This is a genomic window from Pseudomonas sp. UW4, from assembly GCF_000316175.1.
GTDB classification, from domain to species: domain Bacteria; phylum Pseudomonadota; class Gammaproteobacteria; order Pseudomonadales; family Pseudomonadaceae; genus Aquipseudomonas; species Aquipseudomonas laurylsulfatiphila.
In genome coordinates this window covers 4,391,915-4,409,254 of the sequence record NC_019670.1, presented here as the reverse complement: position 1 = coordinate 4,409,254, position 17,340 = coordinate 4,391,915, and the positions used below count along the sequence as shown (strand labels likewise).

The window sequence follows — 17,340 nt, the reverse complement described above, 5'->3', positions numbered from 1 at the left end:
GCAGCGATTGAATGCCCAGTTAACAGTTGTTATCGCTTGCGAAACGCTTAAGGGCGATTAAGCTGGCCGCCGTTTTTCGCCAATTGGAGTGTTTCATGTCCCGCCACCTGCCCGTGATCCTGCTGCTTGTTTTGTTGCCTGTATGGCTGGCCGCCAGCTATGGCGCGCGTTATGGCTTCATGGAGGATGCGCAGTGGGTCGGCATTTGCGTGGATGAGGCGAGCCGTTGGGAATGCCAGGTGCGTTCGAACCTGGGGCTGATGATTCACTTCGCAGTCCTGGGATGGGTTGCGTTGGCGGCTGCGATCGTCGGCTTCGTTGTTCCGGGGCGGGCAGGGTGGTGGCTGGCGGTGCTGGCGCTGGTGTTCGGGTTTCCGGCATTGGCGTTGTACAACACGACGCTGGCGGTGTTTGCGGTGGTGATTGCGGGGTTGCGGTTGGTCAGGGCTTCCCGCAGCGCCTGATAGTTCGCTATCGCGAGCAAGCTCGCTCCCACAGTGGATCTTCAGTGAACACAAAATCCGTGTGCGACAAAGATCAATTGTGGGAGCGAGCTTGCTCGCGATGAGGCCAGTCGGGTCAATGCAACATCAAGCTGTGCGAACCCGCAAGCAGCGCCACAACGCCGCCACCATCAACACACTCACCAGCGCCCAGCCCCAGGCCTGCTGGTTCAGTAAACCTTCACGAAACAGCTGCGGTGCGATGCCGGCGCCAATGATGAAGGTCAGCAGGGCGATTTCCCGGCGCGGCACGCTCACCGGACGGCACAGATACACCAGCGCCGGCACGATGAACGCCACGCTCGGGAAGCTGCGATAGCGCGGGTCGAATACCAGTTCCAGCATCATCACGGCCGCCGCGAAACCTGCCGTTGCAACCAGCCAGCCAGCACGGCGCTCCAGTAAATCGAAAGCCTGCCCGCGCCACCCGTCACGTGGACTCAGTGTCAGTGCTGCATGGGTCAGCACCAGCAGATTCAGCACGGTCAGCAGTCCGACCCACAGCCATTCACTGGTGAAGCGAGTGGTGACGCGTGCCAGGTCGCCCCAGGCGCCAATCGAGCAAGCGGCCAATGCGCCGAGCAGTGGCAGTACCAGCGCCGCTCGCGTTGTGCGAACCCGGCCGCCAAGCAGCAGGGTGCCGATAAAGATCAGGCCGCCCACCGCCAGCCATTGCGACCAGTACGGGACGTTTGTCACTGGCCCGGCCAGTACGCCCTTGTCGTGGCGATCGGCATCGAACAGTCCCCAGTAGCCGCCGACCGCGCCTTCACTGGCGCGCTTCCATGGCTGGTCGAAGGCTTCGATCAGGTTGTAATGCCAGCCTTGCTGCTCGGCCATGGCGACAAAACCACGAATGAATTTGGCTTCATTGACCCGGCTCGGCAGGGCGGTTTCGCGCTGGCGGCCTTCGCTCGGCCAGCCGGTTTCGCCGATCAGTACGTCCTTGGGCGCGAATTTGTTGCCGAACACCTGACGCACTTCGGCCACATGCTGCAGGGCGGCGTCGATGTTCGATGGATCGTCCTCCCAGTAAGGCAGCAAATGGATGGTCAGGAAGTCCACGGCAGGGGCAATTTCAGGGTGCTTGAGCCAGAACTCCCAGACGTCGGCATAGGTGACGGGCTGTTTGACCTGGCTCTTGACCTTGTTGATCAGCTTGGCCAATTGCGCACCGGTGACTTCCTTGCGCAGCAGGGTTTCGTTGCCGACGATCACTGCGCTCACCACATCCGGGTTGGCGTTGGCCGAAGCGATCAGCAGGTCGACTTCTTTTTCCGTGTCCACCGGGTTGCTGTTGACCCAGGCGCCGATAATCAACTTCAGACCGTGTTTGCGCGCAAGGTCCGGCAGGGCTTCAAGGCCGGTCATGGAATAGGTGCGGATGCACTCGAAACGGGTCGCCAGCAACGCGAGGTCGGCGTCCATGCGCTCGGGGCGCAGCTTGAAGGGTTGGTCGAACGGCGATTGGTCCTTGTCGAACGGCGTATAGGACGCGCATTGCAGCTTGTGCGTGGCGCTGGCCGCGTCCGGCAGGACCACCGGTTTGCCGAGGCCGTACCAGAAGCCGCCAAGGGCGAACAGCCCGAGCAGGCAAGCGAATAGATAAGCAGCAAGAGGGAAGCGGTATGTCGCGGACATGGTCAGGCCGTGTGGGAGCAAAGCGGCGCATGTTACCTGCATTTACCGCGTGCTTGGTGGCCTGCATGATTTTGACATGCAAAGTTCGGGCGGTTTGGCAGGCGCGTTTTCCGTGGTCAGGATTAATGGCTTTCTGATGTCGTTTCTCGATGCCTTGAGGTCGCTGGCAGAGCAGGTCGCGATGAGCGTCAGGTTGATCATCGAAGGCGTCAGTACTCCGCTGATGTCGGGACGGGTTTGCTGTGAGGCGTGATGGGGGCGCTGTGCACCATAACTATACGTTTAAGCGACTCGGCATCCGTCGAGCGCAGCACTTTCGGGGAAGTAACGATGAAGATGCGACGACTCTTGGGCGCAGGTGCCGCTTTGGTGCTGGCGATCAGCTCTACCGTGGCCAGTGCCGCCGGAAAGGAAGTGACGATCGGTTACGTTGACGGCTGGTCGGACAGCGTTGCCACGACCAACGTGGCCGCTGAAGTGATCAGGCAGAAACTCGGTTATGACGTGAAGCTGCAAGCCGTTGCCACCGGGATCATGTGGCAGGGCGTGGCGACCGGTAAACTCGATGCCATGCTTTCGGCCTGGCTGCCGGTGACCCACGGCGAATACTGGACGAAGAACAAGGATCAGGTCGTCGATTACGGCCCGAACTTCAAGGACGCAAAAATCGGATTGATCGTGCCGGAGTACGTCAAAGCCAAGTCGATCGAGGACCTGAAAACCGACGACACCTTCAAGAATCGCATCGTCGGCATCGACGCCGGTTCAGGCGTGATGCTCAAGACCGACCAGGCAATCAAGGACTACGACCTGACCGGTTATCAGCTCAAGGCCAGTTCCGGTGCCGGCATGATTGCCGAGCTGACCCGTGCCGAGAAGAAGAACGAATCCATCGCCGTTACCGGCTGGGTACCGCACTGGATGTTCGCCAAGTGGAAACTGCGCTTCCTCGAAGATCCGAAAGGCGTGTATGGCGCGGCAGAAACCGTGAACAGCATCGGCAGCAAAGGCCTTGAGGCCAAGGCTCCGGAAGTGGCCAAGTTCCTGAAGAACTTCCAGTGGGAATCCAAGGATGAAATCGGCCAGGTGATGCTGGCTATTCAGGATGGTGCCAAACCTGAAGCCGCGGCGAAGGACTGGATCGCCAAGCACCCTGAGCGCGTGGCTGACTGGACCAAGTAATAACAAAGAGCACGCTTGACCCTGTGGGAGCGAGCCTGCTCGCGAAGCGTTCTGTCAGTTGACTGAGTTGTCGGCTGATCAGGCGCCTTCGCGAGCAGGCTCGCTCCCACAGTTGTTTGGTGCATGCTGGAAATTGGCAAAAACGTCATGTCGTTCTAAGACTAAGGTCGTCTGGAACCTGCCCCGCAGCCGCATAGAGTGGATACCGTTCCAACTCAATCTGTGCTGCGAGGATAAAAACAATGAACGACAGCATTTACCTCTCGATTCAAAACAGCCCGCGCTTCAAGGAGCTGGTTAGCAAGAGGGAACGATTCGCCTGGATTCTTTCGGCGATCATGCTAGGGCTTTACTCCGGATTCATTCTACTGATTGCCTATGGGCCGCAGGTGCTGGGGGCGAAAATCAACCCTGAGTCCTCGATTACCTGGGGCATACCGATAGGCGTCGGGCTGATTGTTTCGGCCTTCGTCCTGACCGGTATCTACGTACGACGCGCCAATGGCGAGTTTGACGACCTGAACAATGCGATTCTCAAGGAGGCTCAGCAATGATCCGCCGTCTAATGGCTCTTTTGAGCATCGCAGCCTTCGCGCCTGGTGCCTGGGCGGCTGAAGCCCTGACCGGTGCCGTACAGAAGCAACCGCTTAACGTGTCCGCGATCGTGATGTTTGTCGCCTTCGTCGGTGCCACCCTGTGCATCACCTACTGGGCCTCCAAGCGAAACAAGTCGGCTGCCGACTACTACGCCGCTGGCGGCAAGATCACCGGGTTCCAGAACGGCCTGGCGATTGCTGGCGACTACATGTCGGCGGCGTCTTTCCTGGGGATTTCCGCGCTGGTGTTCGCTTCTGGCTACGACGGGCTGATCTATTCGATCGGTTTCCTGGTGGGCTGGCCGATCATTCTGTTCCTGATTGCCGAGCGCCTGCGTAACCTGGGCAAGTACACCTTTGCCGACGTGGCGTCCTACCGCCTGGGGCAAACCCAGATCCGTTCGCTGTCCGCCTGCGGTTCGCTGGTGGTGGTGGCGTTCTACCTGATCGCCCAGATGGTCGGTGCCGGCAAGCTGATCCAGCTGTTGTTCGGCCTCGACTACCATGTCGCGGTGATTCTGGTGGGCGTGCTGATGTGTCTTTATGTGTTGTTCGGCGGCATGCTGGCAACCACCTGGGTGCAAATCATCAAGGCTGTTCTGCTGCTGTCCGGCGCTTCCTTCATGGCGCTGATGGTGATGAAGCACGTCAACTTCGACTTCAATATGCTGTTTTCCGAGGCGATCAAGGTTCACCCTAAAGGTGAAGCGATCATGAGCCCGGGCGGTCTGGTGAAAGATCCGGTCTCGGCGTTCTCCCTCGGGCTGGCATTGATGTTCGGTACTGCGGGTCTGCCGCACATCCTGATGCGCTTCTTCACCGTGAGTGATGCAAAGGAAGCTCGCAAGAGTGTGCTGTACGCTACCGGCTTCATTGGCTACTTCTACATCCTGACCTTCATCATCGGTTTCGGCGCGATCCTGCTGGTCAGCACCAACCCGGCCTTCAAAGACGCGGCCGGCGCGTTGCTCGGCGGTAACAACATGGCGGCGGTGCACTTGGCCAATGCGGTCGGTGGCAGCATCTTCCTGGGCTTCATCTCGGCCGTGGCGTTCGCGACCATTCTGGCGGTAGTGGCCGGCCTGACCCTGGCGGGTGCTTCGGCGGTGTCCCACGACCTGTATGCCAGTGTGATCAAGAAGGGCAAGGCCAACGAGAAGGATGAGATTCGCATTTCGAAGATCACCACCGTTGCCTTGGCTGTGCTGGCCATCGTTCTGGGCATTCTGTTCGAAAGCCAGAACATCGCGTTCATGGTGGGCCTGGCGTTCTCCATCGCGGCGAGCTGCAACTTCCCGGTACTGCTGCTTTCCATGTACTGGAAAAAGCTGACCACTCGCGGCGCGATGATCGGTGGCTGGATGGGCCTGATCAGTGCGGTAGGCCTGATGGTCCTTGGTCCGACCATCTGGGTGCAGATCCTGCATCACGAGAAGGCTATCTTCCCGTATGAGTACCCGGCGTTGTTCTCGATGATGATTGCCTTTGTCGGGATCTGGTTCTTCTCGGTCACTGACAAGTCGACTGCGGCTGACAATGAGCGGGCGCTGTTCTTCCCGCAGTTTGTTCGTTCGCAGACTGGCCTTGGGGCGAGCGGGGCGGTATCGCACTAAGTCTTGATGCTTTGATATAGCTGGCGATGTTTTATGAAGTGCTCCGGTCGAGAGATCGGGGCACTTTTTTATTGTGCGTTAATCGACCTGAATTTTGCGGATGTACCGATTTACTGTGGGAGCGGGCTTGCTCGCGAAGGCGGCCTGCCAGCCGACCTGTCTTTCGCTGATCGTGTACATATCCATTGCTGCGGTAACGGCGGCTTATGGTTTCGCCCTTACGGCGACTCACTTTTTTACAAGCGCCTAAAAAGTAAGCAAAAAACGCTCGCCCCTTACGTACGGCCCCTCGCTGAGGCTCGGGGTTCCTTCGCTCCGGCATTCATCCGGGGGCATTGCCCTCCGGTCGGCTTCGCTTCGACCTACATGCAATGAGTTCGACTGCGTCGAACGGCGCTGCGCGCCCATCCCCGGATGAACACCTGCGCTCAGCCTGCCGAGGGGGCGGGTGGATCAAGATCAAGAGCGGCAGGCGAGCTAACGCTCGGCCTGATGAGTGGTGAAGAGCGTGGGGGTGCACCGATCGTCCTTTGCTCTTCTGTGGGAGCGAGCCTGCTCGCGAAGGCGGCCTGACAGGCGCAGGTACATCACAGACGAACGAACCCAGCAAACAGGCCGGCCGGTAGGCCGCCTCGCTTTGCTTTTGCGGTGTACGCCCCCTCGTGAGGCCGAGCGCAGGTACTGCGCAGTGGGCAACCCGGCATGGATGCCGGGTTAGCCGCCCCCGGCCATGGATGGCCGATGGCGACGGGCCCACGGAGCAGGACCGGAGCGAGGGCATGCCGAGCCACGGCGAGGCACCGAATGTCAGGGGCAAGAGCCCTTTGGTTACTTTGGGGCTTTTCCAAGTGACCCGCCGTAAGGGCGGAACCATAAGCCGCCGTTACCTAAATAACGGATATGCCCACGATCAAAAAACCGCCAAACACAAACAAAAACGGCCTCTATATAAATAGAGGCCGTTCCCGGTACAACTCAACTCGCTACAGCAAGACAGATCTTACTTGCGGTCTTCCAGCTTGGTGATGTCACGCGACTCGTAGCCGGTGTACAGCTGGCGCGGACGGCCGATCTTGTACGGGCTGGAGAGCATTTCCTTCCAGTGGGAGATCCAGCCGACGGTCCGCGCCAGGGCGAAGATCACGGTGAACATGCTGGTTGGAATGCCGATCGCCTTGAGGATGATCCCCGAGTAGAAGTCGACGTTCGGGTACAGCGAGCGCTCGATGAAGTACGGGTCGGTCAGGGCGATCTCTTCCAGGCGCATGGCCAGTTCGAGTTGCGGATCGTTCTGGATGCCCAGTTCCTTCAATACTTCGTCGCAGGTTTGCTTCATGACGGTGGCGCGCGGGTCGCGGTTTTTGTAAACGCGGTGACCGAAGCCCATCAGTTTGAACGGATCGTTCTTGTCCTTGGCCTTGGCGATGAACTTGTCGATGTTCGAAACATCGCCGATTTCATCGAGCATGGTCAGTACGGCTTCATTTGCACCGCCGTGGGCAGGGCCCCACAGTGCAGCGATGCCGGCAGCGATACAGGCGAACGGGTTGGCGCCCGAGGAGCCCGCCAGGCGCACGGTGGACGTCGAGGCGTTCTGCTCGTGGTCGGCATGGAGGATGAAGATCCGGTCCATGGCCTTGGCGAGTACCGGGCTGATCGGTTTGATCTCGCACGGGGTGTTGAACATCATGTGCAGGAAGTTTTCCGCGTACGACAGGTCGTTGCGCGGGTACATCATGGGTTGGCCCATGGAGTACTTGTAAACCATCGCTGCCAGGGTCGGCATCTTGGCAACCAGGCGGATCGCGGAGATTTCGCGATGCTGCGGGTTATTGATGTCCAGGGAGTCGTGGTAGAAGGCCGAGAGGGCGCCGACTACGCCACACATGACGGCCATCGGGTGAGCGTCGCGACGGAAGCCGTTGAAGAAGGTCTTCAACTGCTCGTGAACCATGGTGTGGTTTTTCACGGTGCTGACGAACTGGGCCTTCTGTTCTGCGGTCGGCAGTTCGCCGTTGAGCAGCAGATAGCAGGTTTCCAGGTAGTCCGACTTTTCAGCCAGCTGTTCGATCGGGTAGCCGCGGTGCAGCAGGATGCCGTTGTCGCCGTCGATATAGGTGATCTTCGATTCGCACGAGGCGGTCGACATGAAGCCTGGGTCAAAAGTGAAACGGCCCGTGGCCGTCAGGCCCCGAACATCGATAACATCGGGACCAACGGTGCCGGTTAAAATGGGCAGCTCGACGGGGGCTGCGCCCTCGATGATCAACTGCGCTTTTTTGTCAGCCATGTGGCCTCCTATTTATGCTTGAAATCATCAGACAGACCCCCCACGCAGGGCCCGCACCACTATAGTGAGATAAATTCGAATGTCAATTTGCCTAAAGTCTTGCTCCAGAAGGCTTTAACCGGACTTTTTTCTCGAAATTGGCTGCCATTTACGCCTTTTATGTCAGTTGCGCAATCAGCTGTTTGGGTTAGGTCTTTGCGTTGTCATTAGTAGCCTAACTGTCTATACTCGGCCACCGACCGCCAGGGGCTTTTGGGCCTGCTTTATTGGGGGTCGCATCCCTGGGTGGTGGTTACCTGACCAGTGCACTCCCCAACAACTTTGCCCTGATTGTTAGGGGCTCTTCAGTGTGAAAAAAAAGCCGTGAAAAGCCAACGACCTGTAAACCTAGACCTAAGGACCATCAAACTCCCCATCACCGGCGTTACGTCGTTTCTTCACCGTGTTTCCGGCATCATCCTCTTCCTGGGCCTTGGCTTCATGCTTTATGCATTGGGCAAATCCCTGGGTTCCGAGGAAGGTTTCGCCGAGGTGAAGGCATGCTTGACCAGCCCGCTGGCCAAGTTCGTAGCATGGGGCCTCCTGTCCGCTCTTCTGTATCACCTGGTAGCCGGTGTGCGCCACTTGATCATGGATATGGGCATCGGTGAGACGCTGGAAGGCGGCCGCCTGGGCTCGAAAATTATCATCGCCGTTTCCGTGGTGTTGATCGTTCTGGCAGGAGTTTGGATATGGTAACCAGCGTTACGAACCTTTCGCGTTCCGGTCTTTATGACTGGATGGCGCAACGTGTGTCTGCGGTCGTTCTCGCGGCTTATTTCATCTTCCTGATCGGATACCTCGCAGCGAACCCGGGCATTGGCTACGACCAATGGCACGGCCTGTTCGCCCACAACGGGATGCGTATCTTCAGTCTGCTGGCCCTCGTTGCCCTGGGCGCTCACGCCTGGGTCGGCATGTGGACCATCGCGACCGACTACCTGACGCCGATGGCGCTGGGCAAGTCCGCAACTGCAGTACGTTTCCTTTTCCAGGCAGTATGCGGCGTTGCGATGTTCGCTTACTTCGTCTGGGGTGTGCAGATTCTCTGGGGTATCTGATTCATGGCTAACATTCCAACGATTTCTTTCGACGCCATCATTATTGGTGGTGGCGGTGCCGGCATGCGCGCAGCGCTGCAACTGGCACAAGGTGGTCACAAGACTGCCGTGATCACCAAGGTGTTCCCGACCCGTTCGCACACTGTATCCGCCCAGGGCGGCATCACCTGCGCGATCGCGTCTGCTGACCCGAACGATGACTGGCGCTGGCACATGTACGATACCGTCAAGGGTTCCGACTACATCGGTGACCAGGACGCTATCGAATACATGTGTCAGGAAGGCCCGGCCGCCGTTTTCGAGCTGGACCACATGGGTCTGCCGTTCTCGCGTACCGAACAAGGCCGTATCTATCAGCGTCCGTTCGGTGGCCAGTCCAAGGACTACGGCAAGGGCGGCCAGGCTGCGCGTACTTGCGCTGCCTCCGACCGTACCGGTCACGCACTGTTGCACACCCTCTATCAGGGCAACCTGAAAGCCGGTACCACGTTCCTGAACGAGTACTACGCTGTCGATCTGGTGAAGAACGGCGAAGGCGAGTTCGTCGGTGTGATCGCGATCTGCATCGAAACCGGTGAAACCACCTACATCCGCGCCAAAGCCACCGTGCTGGCGACCGGCGGTGCAGGCCGTATCTACGCGTCGACCACCAACGCCCTGATCAACACCGGTGACGGCGTTGGCATGGCGCTGCGTGCCGGCGTACCGGTACAAGACATTGAAATGTGGCAGTTCCACCCGACAGGTATCGCCGGCGCCGGTGTACTGGTTACAGAAGGCTGCCGTGGTGAAGGTGGATACCTGATCAACAAGCACGGCGAGCGTTTCATGGAGCGTTATGCTCCGAACGCCAAGGACCTTGCCGGTCGTGACGTTGTTGCCCGTTCGATGGTTAAAGAGATCATCGCCGGCAACGGTTGCGGTCCGAATGGCGACCACGTGATGCTCAAGCTCGACCACCTGGGCGAGGAAGTGCTGCACAGCCGTCTGCCAGGCATCTGCGAACTGTCGAAGACTTTCGCACACGTTGACCCGGTGGTTGCTCCGGTTCCGGTTGTTCCGACCTGCCACTACATGATGGGCGGCGTTGCCACCAACATTCATGGCCAGGCGATCACCCAGAACGCCGAAGGCGTCGACCAGATCATTCCTGGTCTGTTCGCTGTGGGTGAAGTGGCTTGCGTATCGGTTCACGGTGCCAACCGTCTGGGCGGCAACTCGCTGCTCGACCTGGTGGTATTCGGCCGTGCTGCCGGCCTGCACCTGGAAAAGGCGCTGACCGACGGTATCGAGTACGACGACGCTACCGAAGCCGACATCGAAGCTGCCTTGTCGCGCCTGAATGCACTGAACAACCGTACTGATGGCGAAGACGTGGCTACCCTGCGTCGCGAGCTGCAAAGCTGCATGCAGAACTACTTCGGTGTATTCCGTACCGGAGAATACATGCAGAAAGGTATTGCCCAGCTGGCCGAGCTGCGCAAGCGCATTGCCAACGTGAAGATCAACGATAAGTCGCAGGCGTTCAACACTGCCCGTATCGAAGCGCTGGAACTGCAAAACCTGCTGGAAGTGGCCGAAGCTACCGCTATCGCTGCTGAAGTTCGCAAAGAGTCCCGCGGTGCACACGCCCGTGAAGACTTCGAAGATCGTGACGACGAAAACTGGCTGTGCCACACCCTGTACTTCCCGGGTGACAAGCGCGTCACCAAGCGTGCCGTGAACTTCTCGCCGAAGACTGTTCCGACTTTCGAACCTAAAGTCCGGACTTATTAAGGGTGACCGCCATGTTGCAAGTCAGTGTATATCGTTACAACCCTGATCAGGACGCTGCGCCGTTCATGCAGGAATTCCAGGTCGATACCGGTGGTAAAGACCTGATGGTGCTGGACGTGCTGGCCCTGATCAAAGAGCAGGACGAAGGTTTCTCCTATCGTCGCTCTTGCCGTGAAGGTGTTTGCGGTTCCGACGGCATGAACATCAACGGCAAAAACGGCCTGGCGTGCATCACGCCGCTGTCTGCCGTCGTAAAAGGTAACAAGTTGATCGTTCGTCCTCTGCCAGGTTTGCCGGTTATCCGTGACCTGGTCGTCGATATGAGCATCTTCTACAAGCAATACGAGAAGGTTAAGCCATACCTGCAGAACGACACGCCGGCTCCGGCCATCGAGCGTCTGCAGTCCCCTGAAGAGCGTGAAAAGCTGGACGGTCTGTACGAGTGCATCCTGTGCGCTTGCTGCTCGACTTCCTGCCCGTCCTTCTGGTGGAACCCGGACAAGTTCCTGGGCCCGGCTGCCCTGCTGCAAGCGTACCGCTTCCTGGCAGACAGCCGTGATACCAAGACGTCCGAGCGTCTGGCTTCGCTGGATGACCCGTTCAGCGTATTCCGCTGCCGCGGGATCATGAACTGCGTCAACGTATGTCCGAAAGGCCTGAACCCGACTAAGGCCATCGGTCACATCCGTAACATGTTGCTCTCGAGCGGCGTGTGATTCAGCTGCTGTACCCGCTGTACCCGTAGATGCTGCGGCGCAGGCTTCAACCGGCGCCGTAGTTTTAACCTGGGCAGCAGCTTAAAAGGCTGCGGCTCTTATTTTGAAGAAATGAGACAAGCAGGGGCATCCGGGCTGGTACCCGGACTATCAGTGTGATCCTAGTGGCTTGTTTTGGTCGCTGCATTCGGACTTCTGCAAGTTTGCTCGGTGTCGACACCGGTGGTGTTCCCCTAACCGAGGGTGACCAAGCATGCAAGAAAGCGTGATGCAGCGCATGTGGAACAGTGCCTACCTATCCGGTAGTAACGCTGCCTATGTGGAAGAGCTTTATGAGCTCTACCTGCACGACCCTAACGCTGTGCCAGAAGAGTGGCGCACCTACTTCCAGAAGTTGCCTGCTGACGGCAACTCTGCCACCGATGTTTCGCACTCCACAATTCGCGATCATTTCGTCTTGCTGGCAAAGAACCAGCGCCGCGCCCAACCGGTTTCCGCCGGCAGCGTGAGCAGTGAGCACGAGAAGAAGCAAGTTGAAGTGCTGCGATTGATCCAGGCCTACCGTATGCGTGGCCACCAGGCAGCCCAGCTTGACCCGCTGGGACTGTGGCAGCGTCGTGCACCTACAGACCTGTCGATCAATCATTACGGCTTGACCAATGCCGATCTTGATACGACCTTCCGTGCCGGCGACCTGTTCATCGGCAAAGAGGAAGCGAGCCTACGCGAAATTCACGAAGCGTTGCAGCAGACATATTGCCGCACCATCGGCGCCGAGTTCACGCATATCACCGATTCCGAGCAGCGCCAGTGGTTCCAGCAGCGTCTGGAAAGCGTGCGCGGCCGTCCGACGTACTCCGCCGACATCAAGAGCCACCTGCTCGAGCGCGTGACCGCCGGTGAGGGCCTGGAAAAATACCTGGGCACCAAATACCCGGGTACCAAGCGTTTCGGTCTGGAAGGCGGTGAAAGCCTGATTCCGATGCTCGACGAGCTGATCCAGCGTTCCGGTTCCTACGGCACCAAGGAAATCGTCATCGGCATGGCCCACCGTGGCCGTCTGAACGTGCTGGTCAATACCTTCGGCAAGAACCCGCGCGAGCTGTTCGACGAGTTCGAAGGCAAGAAGAAGGTCGAGCTCGGTTCCGGTGACGTGAAATACCACCAGGGCTTCTCGTCCAACGTGATGACCACTGGCGGTGAAGTTCACCTGGCGATGGCGTTCAACCCGTCCCACCTGGAAATCGTTTCCCCGGTGGTCGAAGGTTCGGTTCGCGCCCGTCAGGATCGTCGCAACGACCCGACCGGCGAGAAGGTTCTGCCGATCTCCATCCACGGTGACGCTGCTTTCGCAGGTCAGGGCGTGGTCATGGAAACCTTCCAGATGTCGCAGACCCGCGGTTTCAAGACCGGCGGCACCGTGCACATCGTGATCAACAACCAGGTCGGTTTCACCATCAGCAACCCGCTGGACTCGCGTTCCACCGAGTACGCGACCGACGTTGCGAAAATGATCCAGGCGCCGATCCTCCATGTGAATGGTGATGATCCGGAAGCCGTATTGTTCGTGACCCAGCTGGCCATCGACTACCGCATGCAGTTCAAGCGTGACGTGGTGATCGACCTGGTCTGCTACCGTCGTCGCGGCCACAACGAGGCCGACGAGCCAAGCGGCACCCAGCCTCTGATGTATCAGCAGATCACCAAGCAGCGCACTACCCGTGAGCTGTATGCCGATCGCCTGACTCAGGCCGGTGTGCTGGATGCAGAGCGTGTTCAGGCGAAAGTCGACGAATACCGCAACGCACTGGACAACGGTCTGCACGTTGTGAAGAGCCTGGTCAAAGAGCCGAACAAGGAACTGTTCGTGGACTGGCGTCCGTATCTGGGTCACACCTGGACCGCGCGTCACGACACTCGCTTCGATCTGAAGACCTTGCAGGAACTGTCCGCCAAGCTGCTGGAAATCCCGGAAGGCTTCGTGGTTCAGCGCCAGGTTGCCAAGATCTACGAAGACCGCCAGAAGATGCAAGCCGGTGGCCTGCCGATCAACTGGGGCTACGCCGAAACCATGGCGTACGCGACCCTGGCGTTCGAAGGTCACCCGATTCGCATGACTGGCCAGGACATCGGCCGCGGTACGTTCTCGCACCGTCACGCTGTCCTGCACAACCAGAAAGACGCGGGCACCTACATCCCGCTGCAGAACCTGTACGACGGTCAGCCGCGTTTTGACCTGTACGACTCGTTCCTGTCCGAAGAAGCGGTATTGGCGTTCGAGTACGGTTACTCGACCACCACGCCGAATGCCCTGGTTATCTGGGAAGCCCAGTTCGGCGACTTCGCCAACGGCGCCCAGGTCGTAATCGACCAGTTCATCACCAGTGGCGAGCACAAGTGGGGCCGTCTGTGCGGTCTGACCATGCTGCTGCCGCACGGTTATGAAGGTCAGGGGCCGGAGCACTCCTCGGCTCGTCTGGAGCGTTACCTGCAGCTGTGCGCCGAGCACAACATTCAGGTGTGCATGCCGACGACGCCGGCTCAGATCTACCACTTGCTGCGCCGTCAGGTGATTCGCCCGCTGCGCAAACCATTGGTAGTCCTGACTCCGAAGTCGCTGTTGCGCCACAAGCTGGCCATCTCGACGCTGGAAGATCTGGCCGAAGGTTCGTTCCAGACCGTCATCCCGGAAATCGATGCCCAAGACCCGAAAAAGGTCGAGCGCGTTGTTCTGTGTAGCGGCAAGGTCTACTACGACCTGCTGGAAAAACGCCGTGCCGAAGGTCGTGACGACATCGCCATCGTGCGTATCGAGCAGCTGTACCCATTCCCTGAGGACGACTTGAAAGAAGTCCTGGCTCCTTATACCAACGCCAAACATGCCGTCTGGTGTCAGGAAGAGCCGATGAACCAGGGTGCGTGGTACTGCAGCCAACACCACATGCGTCGCAGCATCAGCAACCTCAACAAGTCTCTCGTACTCGAGTACGCGGGCCGTGAGGCTTCTGCTGCACCGGCATGCGGTTACGCATCGATGCACGCCGAACAGCAGGAAAAACTGCTGCAAGACGCCTTTACTGTTTAACGCCTTCGCGCACCTGAAACCGAATTTAAGGAACCACAGACAATGGCTATCGAGATCAAAGCCCCCACTTTCCCGGAATCGGTTGCCGATGGCACCGTTGCCACCTGGCACAAACAACCGGGCGATGCGGTCAAGCGCGACGAACTGATCGTCGACATCGAAACCGACAAAGTCGTGCTGGAAGTGCTGGCTACCGCTGACGGCGTGCTGGGCGCTATCGTCAAGAACGAAGGCGACACCGTTCTGTCCGACGAAGTCCTGGGCTCCATCGTTGAAGGCGGCGCTGCTGCTGCCGCTCCGGCTGCCGCTGCTGCTCCGGCTGCTGCTGCTGCTGCCGCAGCTCCGGCTGCCGGCGCTGACGAAGACGCTATCGCCGCTCCAGCCGCTCGCAAGCTGGCCGAAGAGAACGGCATCAACCTGGCTTCCGTCAAAGGTACCGGCAAAGATGGCCGTGTAACCAAGGAAGACGTGGTTGCCGCTGTCGAAGCCAAGAAAGCCGCTCCTGCTGCCGCACCTGCCAAGGCGGCTGCTCCGGCTGCCGCTGCTCCTGTGTTCGCTGCTGGCGACCGCATCGAGAAGCGCGTGCCGATGACCCGCGTTCGTGCCACCGTGGCCAAGCGTCTGGTTGAAGCCCAGTCGAACATGGCGATGCTGACCACTTTCAACGAAGTCGACATGACCGAAGTCATGGCGCTGCGTTCGAAGTACAAGGACCTGTTCGAGAAGTCCCACAACGGCGTGCGCCTGGGCTTCATGTCCTTCTTCGTGAAAGCGGCTACCGAAGCACTGAAGCGCTTCCCGGCTGTCAACGCCTCGATCGACGGCGGCGACATCGTTTACCACGGCTACGCTGACGTCGGCGTTGCAGTTTCCAGCGATCGCGGCCTGGTTGTACCGGTTCTGCGTAACGCCGAACTGATGAGCCTGGCTGAAATCGAAGGCGGCATCGCCACCTTCGGCAAGAAAGCCCGCGACGGCAAACTGTCGATGGATGAAATGACCGGTGGTACTTTCACCATCACCAACGGCGGTACTTTCGGTTCGATGATGTCGACCCCGATCGTCAACCCGCCACAAGCCGCCATCCTGGGCATGCACAACATCATCCAGCGTCCTATGGCCATCAACGGTCAGGTCGTTATCCGTCCGATGATGTACCTGGCACTGTCCTACGATCACCGCCTGATCGATGGCAAAGAAGCTGTGACCTTCCTGGTGACCATCAAGAACCTGCTGGAAGATCCGGCTCGTCTGTTGCTGGATATCTGATAGAAGCAGCCATGAGCTGCAAGCCCGTGCTGTCGGAAAACCCGCAGCCTGGCTTGCCGCTCGCGGCTTGAAGCTTTTCGCTAAAGAGGATTTTTTGAATGTCGCAGAAATTTGACGTAGTAGTGATCGGCGCTGGCCCTGGCGGCTATGTGGCTGCCATCAAGGCCGCCCAGCTTGGTCTTTCGACGGCCTGCATCGAGAAGTACACCGACAAGGAAGGCAAACTGGCTCTGGGCGGTACTTGCCTGAACGTCGGCTGCATTCCATCCAAGGCCCTGCTGGACAGCTCGTGGAAATTCCACGAAGCCCAGGACGGTTTCGCGATCCACGGTATCAATCACGCTGGCGTGACCATGGACGTACCAGCGATGGTCGGCCGTAAAGCCAACATCGTCAAAGGCCTGACCTCCGGCGTTGCGACCCTGTTCAAAGCCAACGGTGTGACCTCCATCCAGGGTCACGGCAAGCTGCTGGCCGGCAAGAAAGTCGAAGTCACCAAGCCTGATGGCTCGGTAGAAATCATCGAAGCCGAAAACGTCATCCTGGCACCAGGTTCGCGCCCGATCGACATTCCGCCAGCTCCGGTTGACCAGAATGTGATCGTCGATTCGACTGGCGCCCTGGAATTCCAATCCGTTCCAAAACGTCTGGGCGTTATCGGCGCTGGCGTGATCGGTCTGGAGCTGGGTTCGGTCTGGTCGCGTCTGGGTGCAGAAGTGACTGTCCTGGAAGCCCTGGACACCTTCCTGATGGCAGCCGACACCGCTGTTTCCAAGGAAGCGCTGAAAACCCTGACCAAGCAAGGTCTGGACATCAAGCTGGGCGCTCGCGTCACCGGTTCCAAAGTGAACGGCGATGAAGTCGTGGTGAACTACACCGATGCCAACGGCGAACAGAACATCACTTTCGACAAGCTGATCGTAGCCGTTGGTCGCCGTCCGGTGACCACTGATCTGTTGGCTGCCGACTGCGGCGTGACCCTGGACGAGCGCGGTTTCGTGCACGTTGACGATCACTGCGCCACCACCGTACCGGGCGTTTACGCCATCGGCGACGTGGTTCGCGGCATGATGCTGGCGCACAAGGCGTCCGAAGAAGGCATCATGGTTGTCGAGCGCATCAAGGGCCACAAAGCCCAGATGAACTATGATTTGATCCCTTCGGTTATTTATACTCACCCGGAAATCGCGTGGGTTGGTAAAACCGAGCAGGCCTTGAAAGCCGAAGGCGTTGACGTTAACGTCGGCACCTTCCCGTTCGCAGCCTCCGGCCGTGCCATGGCTGCCAACGACACCGGTGGTTTCGTCAAGGTCATCGCAGATGCCAAGACAGACCGCGTACTGGGCGTCCACGTGATTGGCCCAAGCGCTGCCGAACTGGTTCAGCAGGGCGCGATCGGTATGGAATTCGGCACCAGCGCTGAAGACCTGGGCATGATGGTTTTCTCCCATCCGACCCTGTCTGAAGCCTTGCACGAAGCTGCTTTGGCAGTGAATGGCGGCGCCATCCACATCGCCAACCGCAAGAAGCGTTAAGAGATAATAAGAAACCACGGCGGTTTGGCCCGTC

General features: G+C 58.9%; 14 protein-coding genes. 12 read left to right on the top strand and 2 right to left on the bottom strand.

The window, feature by feature from the left end; translation table 11 throughout:
• Window positions 1-95 precede the first annotated feature (95 nt).
• Window positions 96-464 carry a hypothetical protein gene (locus PPUTUW4_RS19360; protein ID WP_015096195.1) on the top strand — a complete coding sequence of 123 codons (369 nt, stop codon included), beginning with the start codon at window positions 96-98 and terminating at the stop codon, window positions 462-464.
• Window positions 465-590: 126 nt separating this feature from the next.
• On the opposite strand, the gene PPUTUW4_RS19355 is transcribed toward PPUTUW4_RS19360, so the two are convergent.
• Window positions 591-2,186: a glycoside hydrolase gene (locus PPUTUW4_RS19355; RefSeq protein ID WP_015096194.1), complete on the bottom strand. Its 1,596-nt coding sequence runs from the start codon at window positions 2,184-2,186 to the stop codon at window positions 591-593.
• A 34-nt stretch (window positions 2,187-2,220) separates the two neighbouring features.
• Here PPUTUW4_RS19355 and PPUTUW4_RS19350 point away from each other — a divergent pair, with 34 nt between their 5' ends.
• The 4 genes from PPUTUW4_RS19350 to PPUTUW4_RS19335 all read left to right on the top strand — a co-directional run bounded on the left by PPUTUW4_RS19350 (window position 2,221) and on the right by PPUTUW4_RS19335 (window position 5,535).
• The gene (locus PPUTUW4_RS19350; protein ID WP_227698102.1) at window positions 2,221-2,397 is read left to right on the top strand and encodes a hypothetical protein; all 177 of its coding nucleotides are present in this window, start codon (window positions 2,221-2,223) and stop codon (window positions 2,395-2,397) included.
• A 77-nt stretch (window positions 2,398-2,474) separates the two neighbouring features.
• On the top strand, window positions 2,475-3,326 hold the full coding sequence (locus tag PPUTUW4_RS19345) for a glycine betaine ABC transporter substrate-binding protein (protein WP_015096193.1): 852 nt from the start codon (window positions 2,475-2,477) through the stop codon (window positions 3,324-3,326).
• A gap of 242 nt (window positions 3,327-3,568) precedes the next feature.
• On the top strand, window positions 3,569-3,880 hold the full coding sequence (locus PPUTUW4_RS19340; protein ID WP_007971395.1) for a DUF485 domain-containing protein: 312 nt from the start codon (window positions 3,569-3,571) through the stop codon (window positions 3,878-3,880).
• Window positions 3,877-5,535 (top strand): cation acetate symporter, encoded by a 1,659-nt coding sequence (locus tag PPUTUW4_RS19335; RefSeq protein ID WP_015096192.1) that lies wholly within the window; start codon window positions 3,877-3,879, stop codon window positions 5,533-5,535. The genes PPUTUW4_RS19340 and PPUTUW4_RS19335 overlap by 4 nt, the downstream gene beginning before the upstream one ends.
• A 1,000-nt stretch (window positions 5,536-6,535) precedes the next feature.
• Here the strand turns inward: PPUTUW4_RS19335 and gltA are convergent.
• Entirely contained in the window at window positions 6,536-7,825 is a 1,290-nt protein-coding gene (gltA, locus tag PPUTUW4_RS19325; RefSeq protein WP_007977501.1) for a citrate synthase, read from the bottom strand.
• Between the two features lie 363 nt (window positions 7,826-8,188).
• Here gltA and sdhC point away from each other — a divergent pair, with 363 nt between their 5' ends.
• The 7 genes from sdhC to lpdA all read left to right on the top strand — a co-directional run bounded on the left by sdhC (window position 8,189) and on the right by lpdA (window position 17,306).
• Window positions 8,189-8,563 (top strand): succinate dehydrogenase, cytochrome b556 subunit, encoded by a 375-nt coding sequence (gene sdhC / locus PPUTUW4_RS19320; protein ID WP_015096190.1) that lies wholly within the window; start codon window positions 8,189-8,191, stop codon window positions 8,561-8,563.
• Window positions 8,557-8,925 (top strand): succinate dehydrogenase, hydrophobic membrane anchor protein, encoded by a 369-nt coding sequence (gene sdhD / locus PPUTUW4_RS19315; protein ID WP_007977503.1) that lies wholly within the window; start codon window positions 8,557-8,559, stop codon window positions 8,923-8,925. Before sdhC ends, sdhD begins: the two co-directional genes overlap by 7 nt.
• Window positions 8,926-8,928: 3 nt before the next feature.
• A complete protein-coding gene (sdhA, locus tag PPUTUW4_RS19310) occupies window positions 8,929-10,701 on the top strand; it encodes a succinate dehydrogenase flavoprotein subunit (protein ID WP_015096189.1) in 1,773 nt (590 codons plus the stop codon).
• An 11-nt stretch (window positions 10,702-10,712) separates the two neighbouring features.
• Complete coding sequence (locus PPUTUW4_RS19305; RefSeq protein ID WP_003223007.1) at window positions 10,713-11,417, top strand: succinate dehydrogenase iron-sulfur subunit; 705 nt, start codon at window positions 10,713-10,715, stop codon at window positions 11,415-11,417.
• A 253-nt stretch (window positions 11,418-11,670) separates the two neighbouring features.
• Window positions 11,671-14,502 (top strand): 2-oxoglutarate dehydrogenase E1 component, encoded by a 2,832-nt coding sequence (locus PPUTUW4_RS19300; protein ID WP_015096188.1) that lies wholly within the window; start codon window positions 11,671-11,673, stop codon window positions 14,500-14,502.
• A gap of 42 nt (window positions 14,503-14,544) precedes the next feature.
• Window positions 14,545-15,771, top strand: coding sequence for a 2-oxoglutarate dehydrogenase complex dihydrolipoyllysine-residue succinyltransferase (gene odhB, locus PPUTUW4_RS19295; protein WP_015096187.1), 1,227 nt, complete (start codon window positions 14,545-14,547; stop codon window positions 15,769-15,771).
• Window positions 15,772-15,869: 98 nt separating this feature from the next.
• Entirely contained in the window at window positions 15,870-17,306 is a 1,437-nt protein-coding gene (lpdA, locus tag PPUTUW4_RS19290) for a dihydrolipoyl dehydrogenase (RefSeq protein ID WP_015096186.1), read from the top strand.
• Window positions 17,307-17,340: the final 34 nt, after the last annotated feature.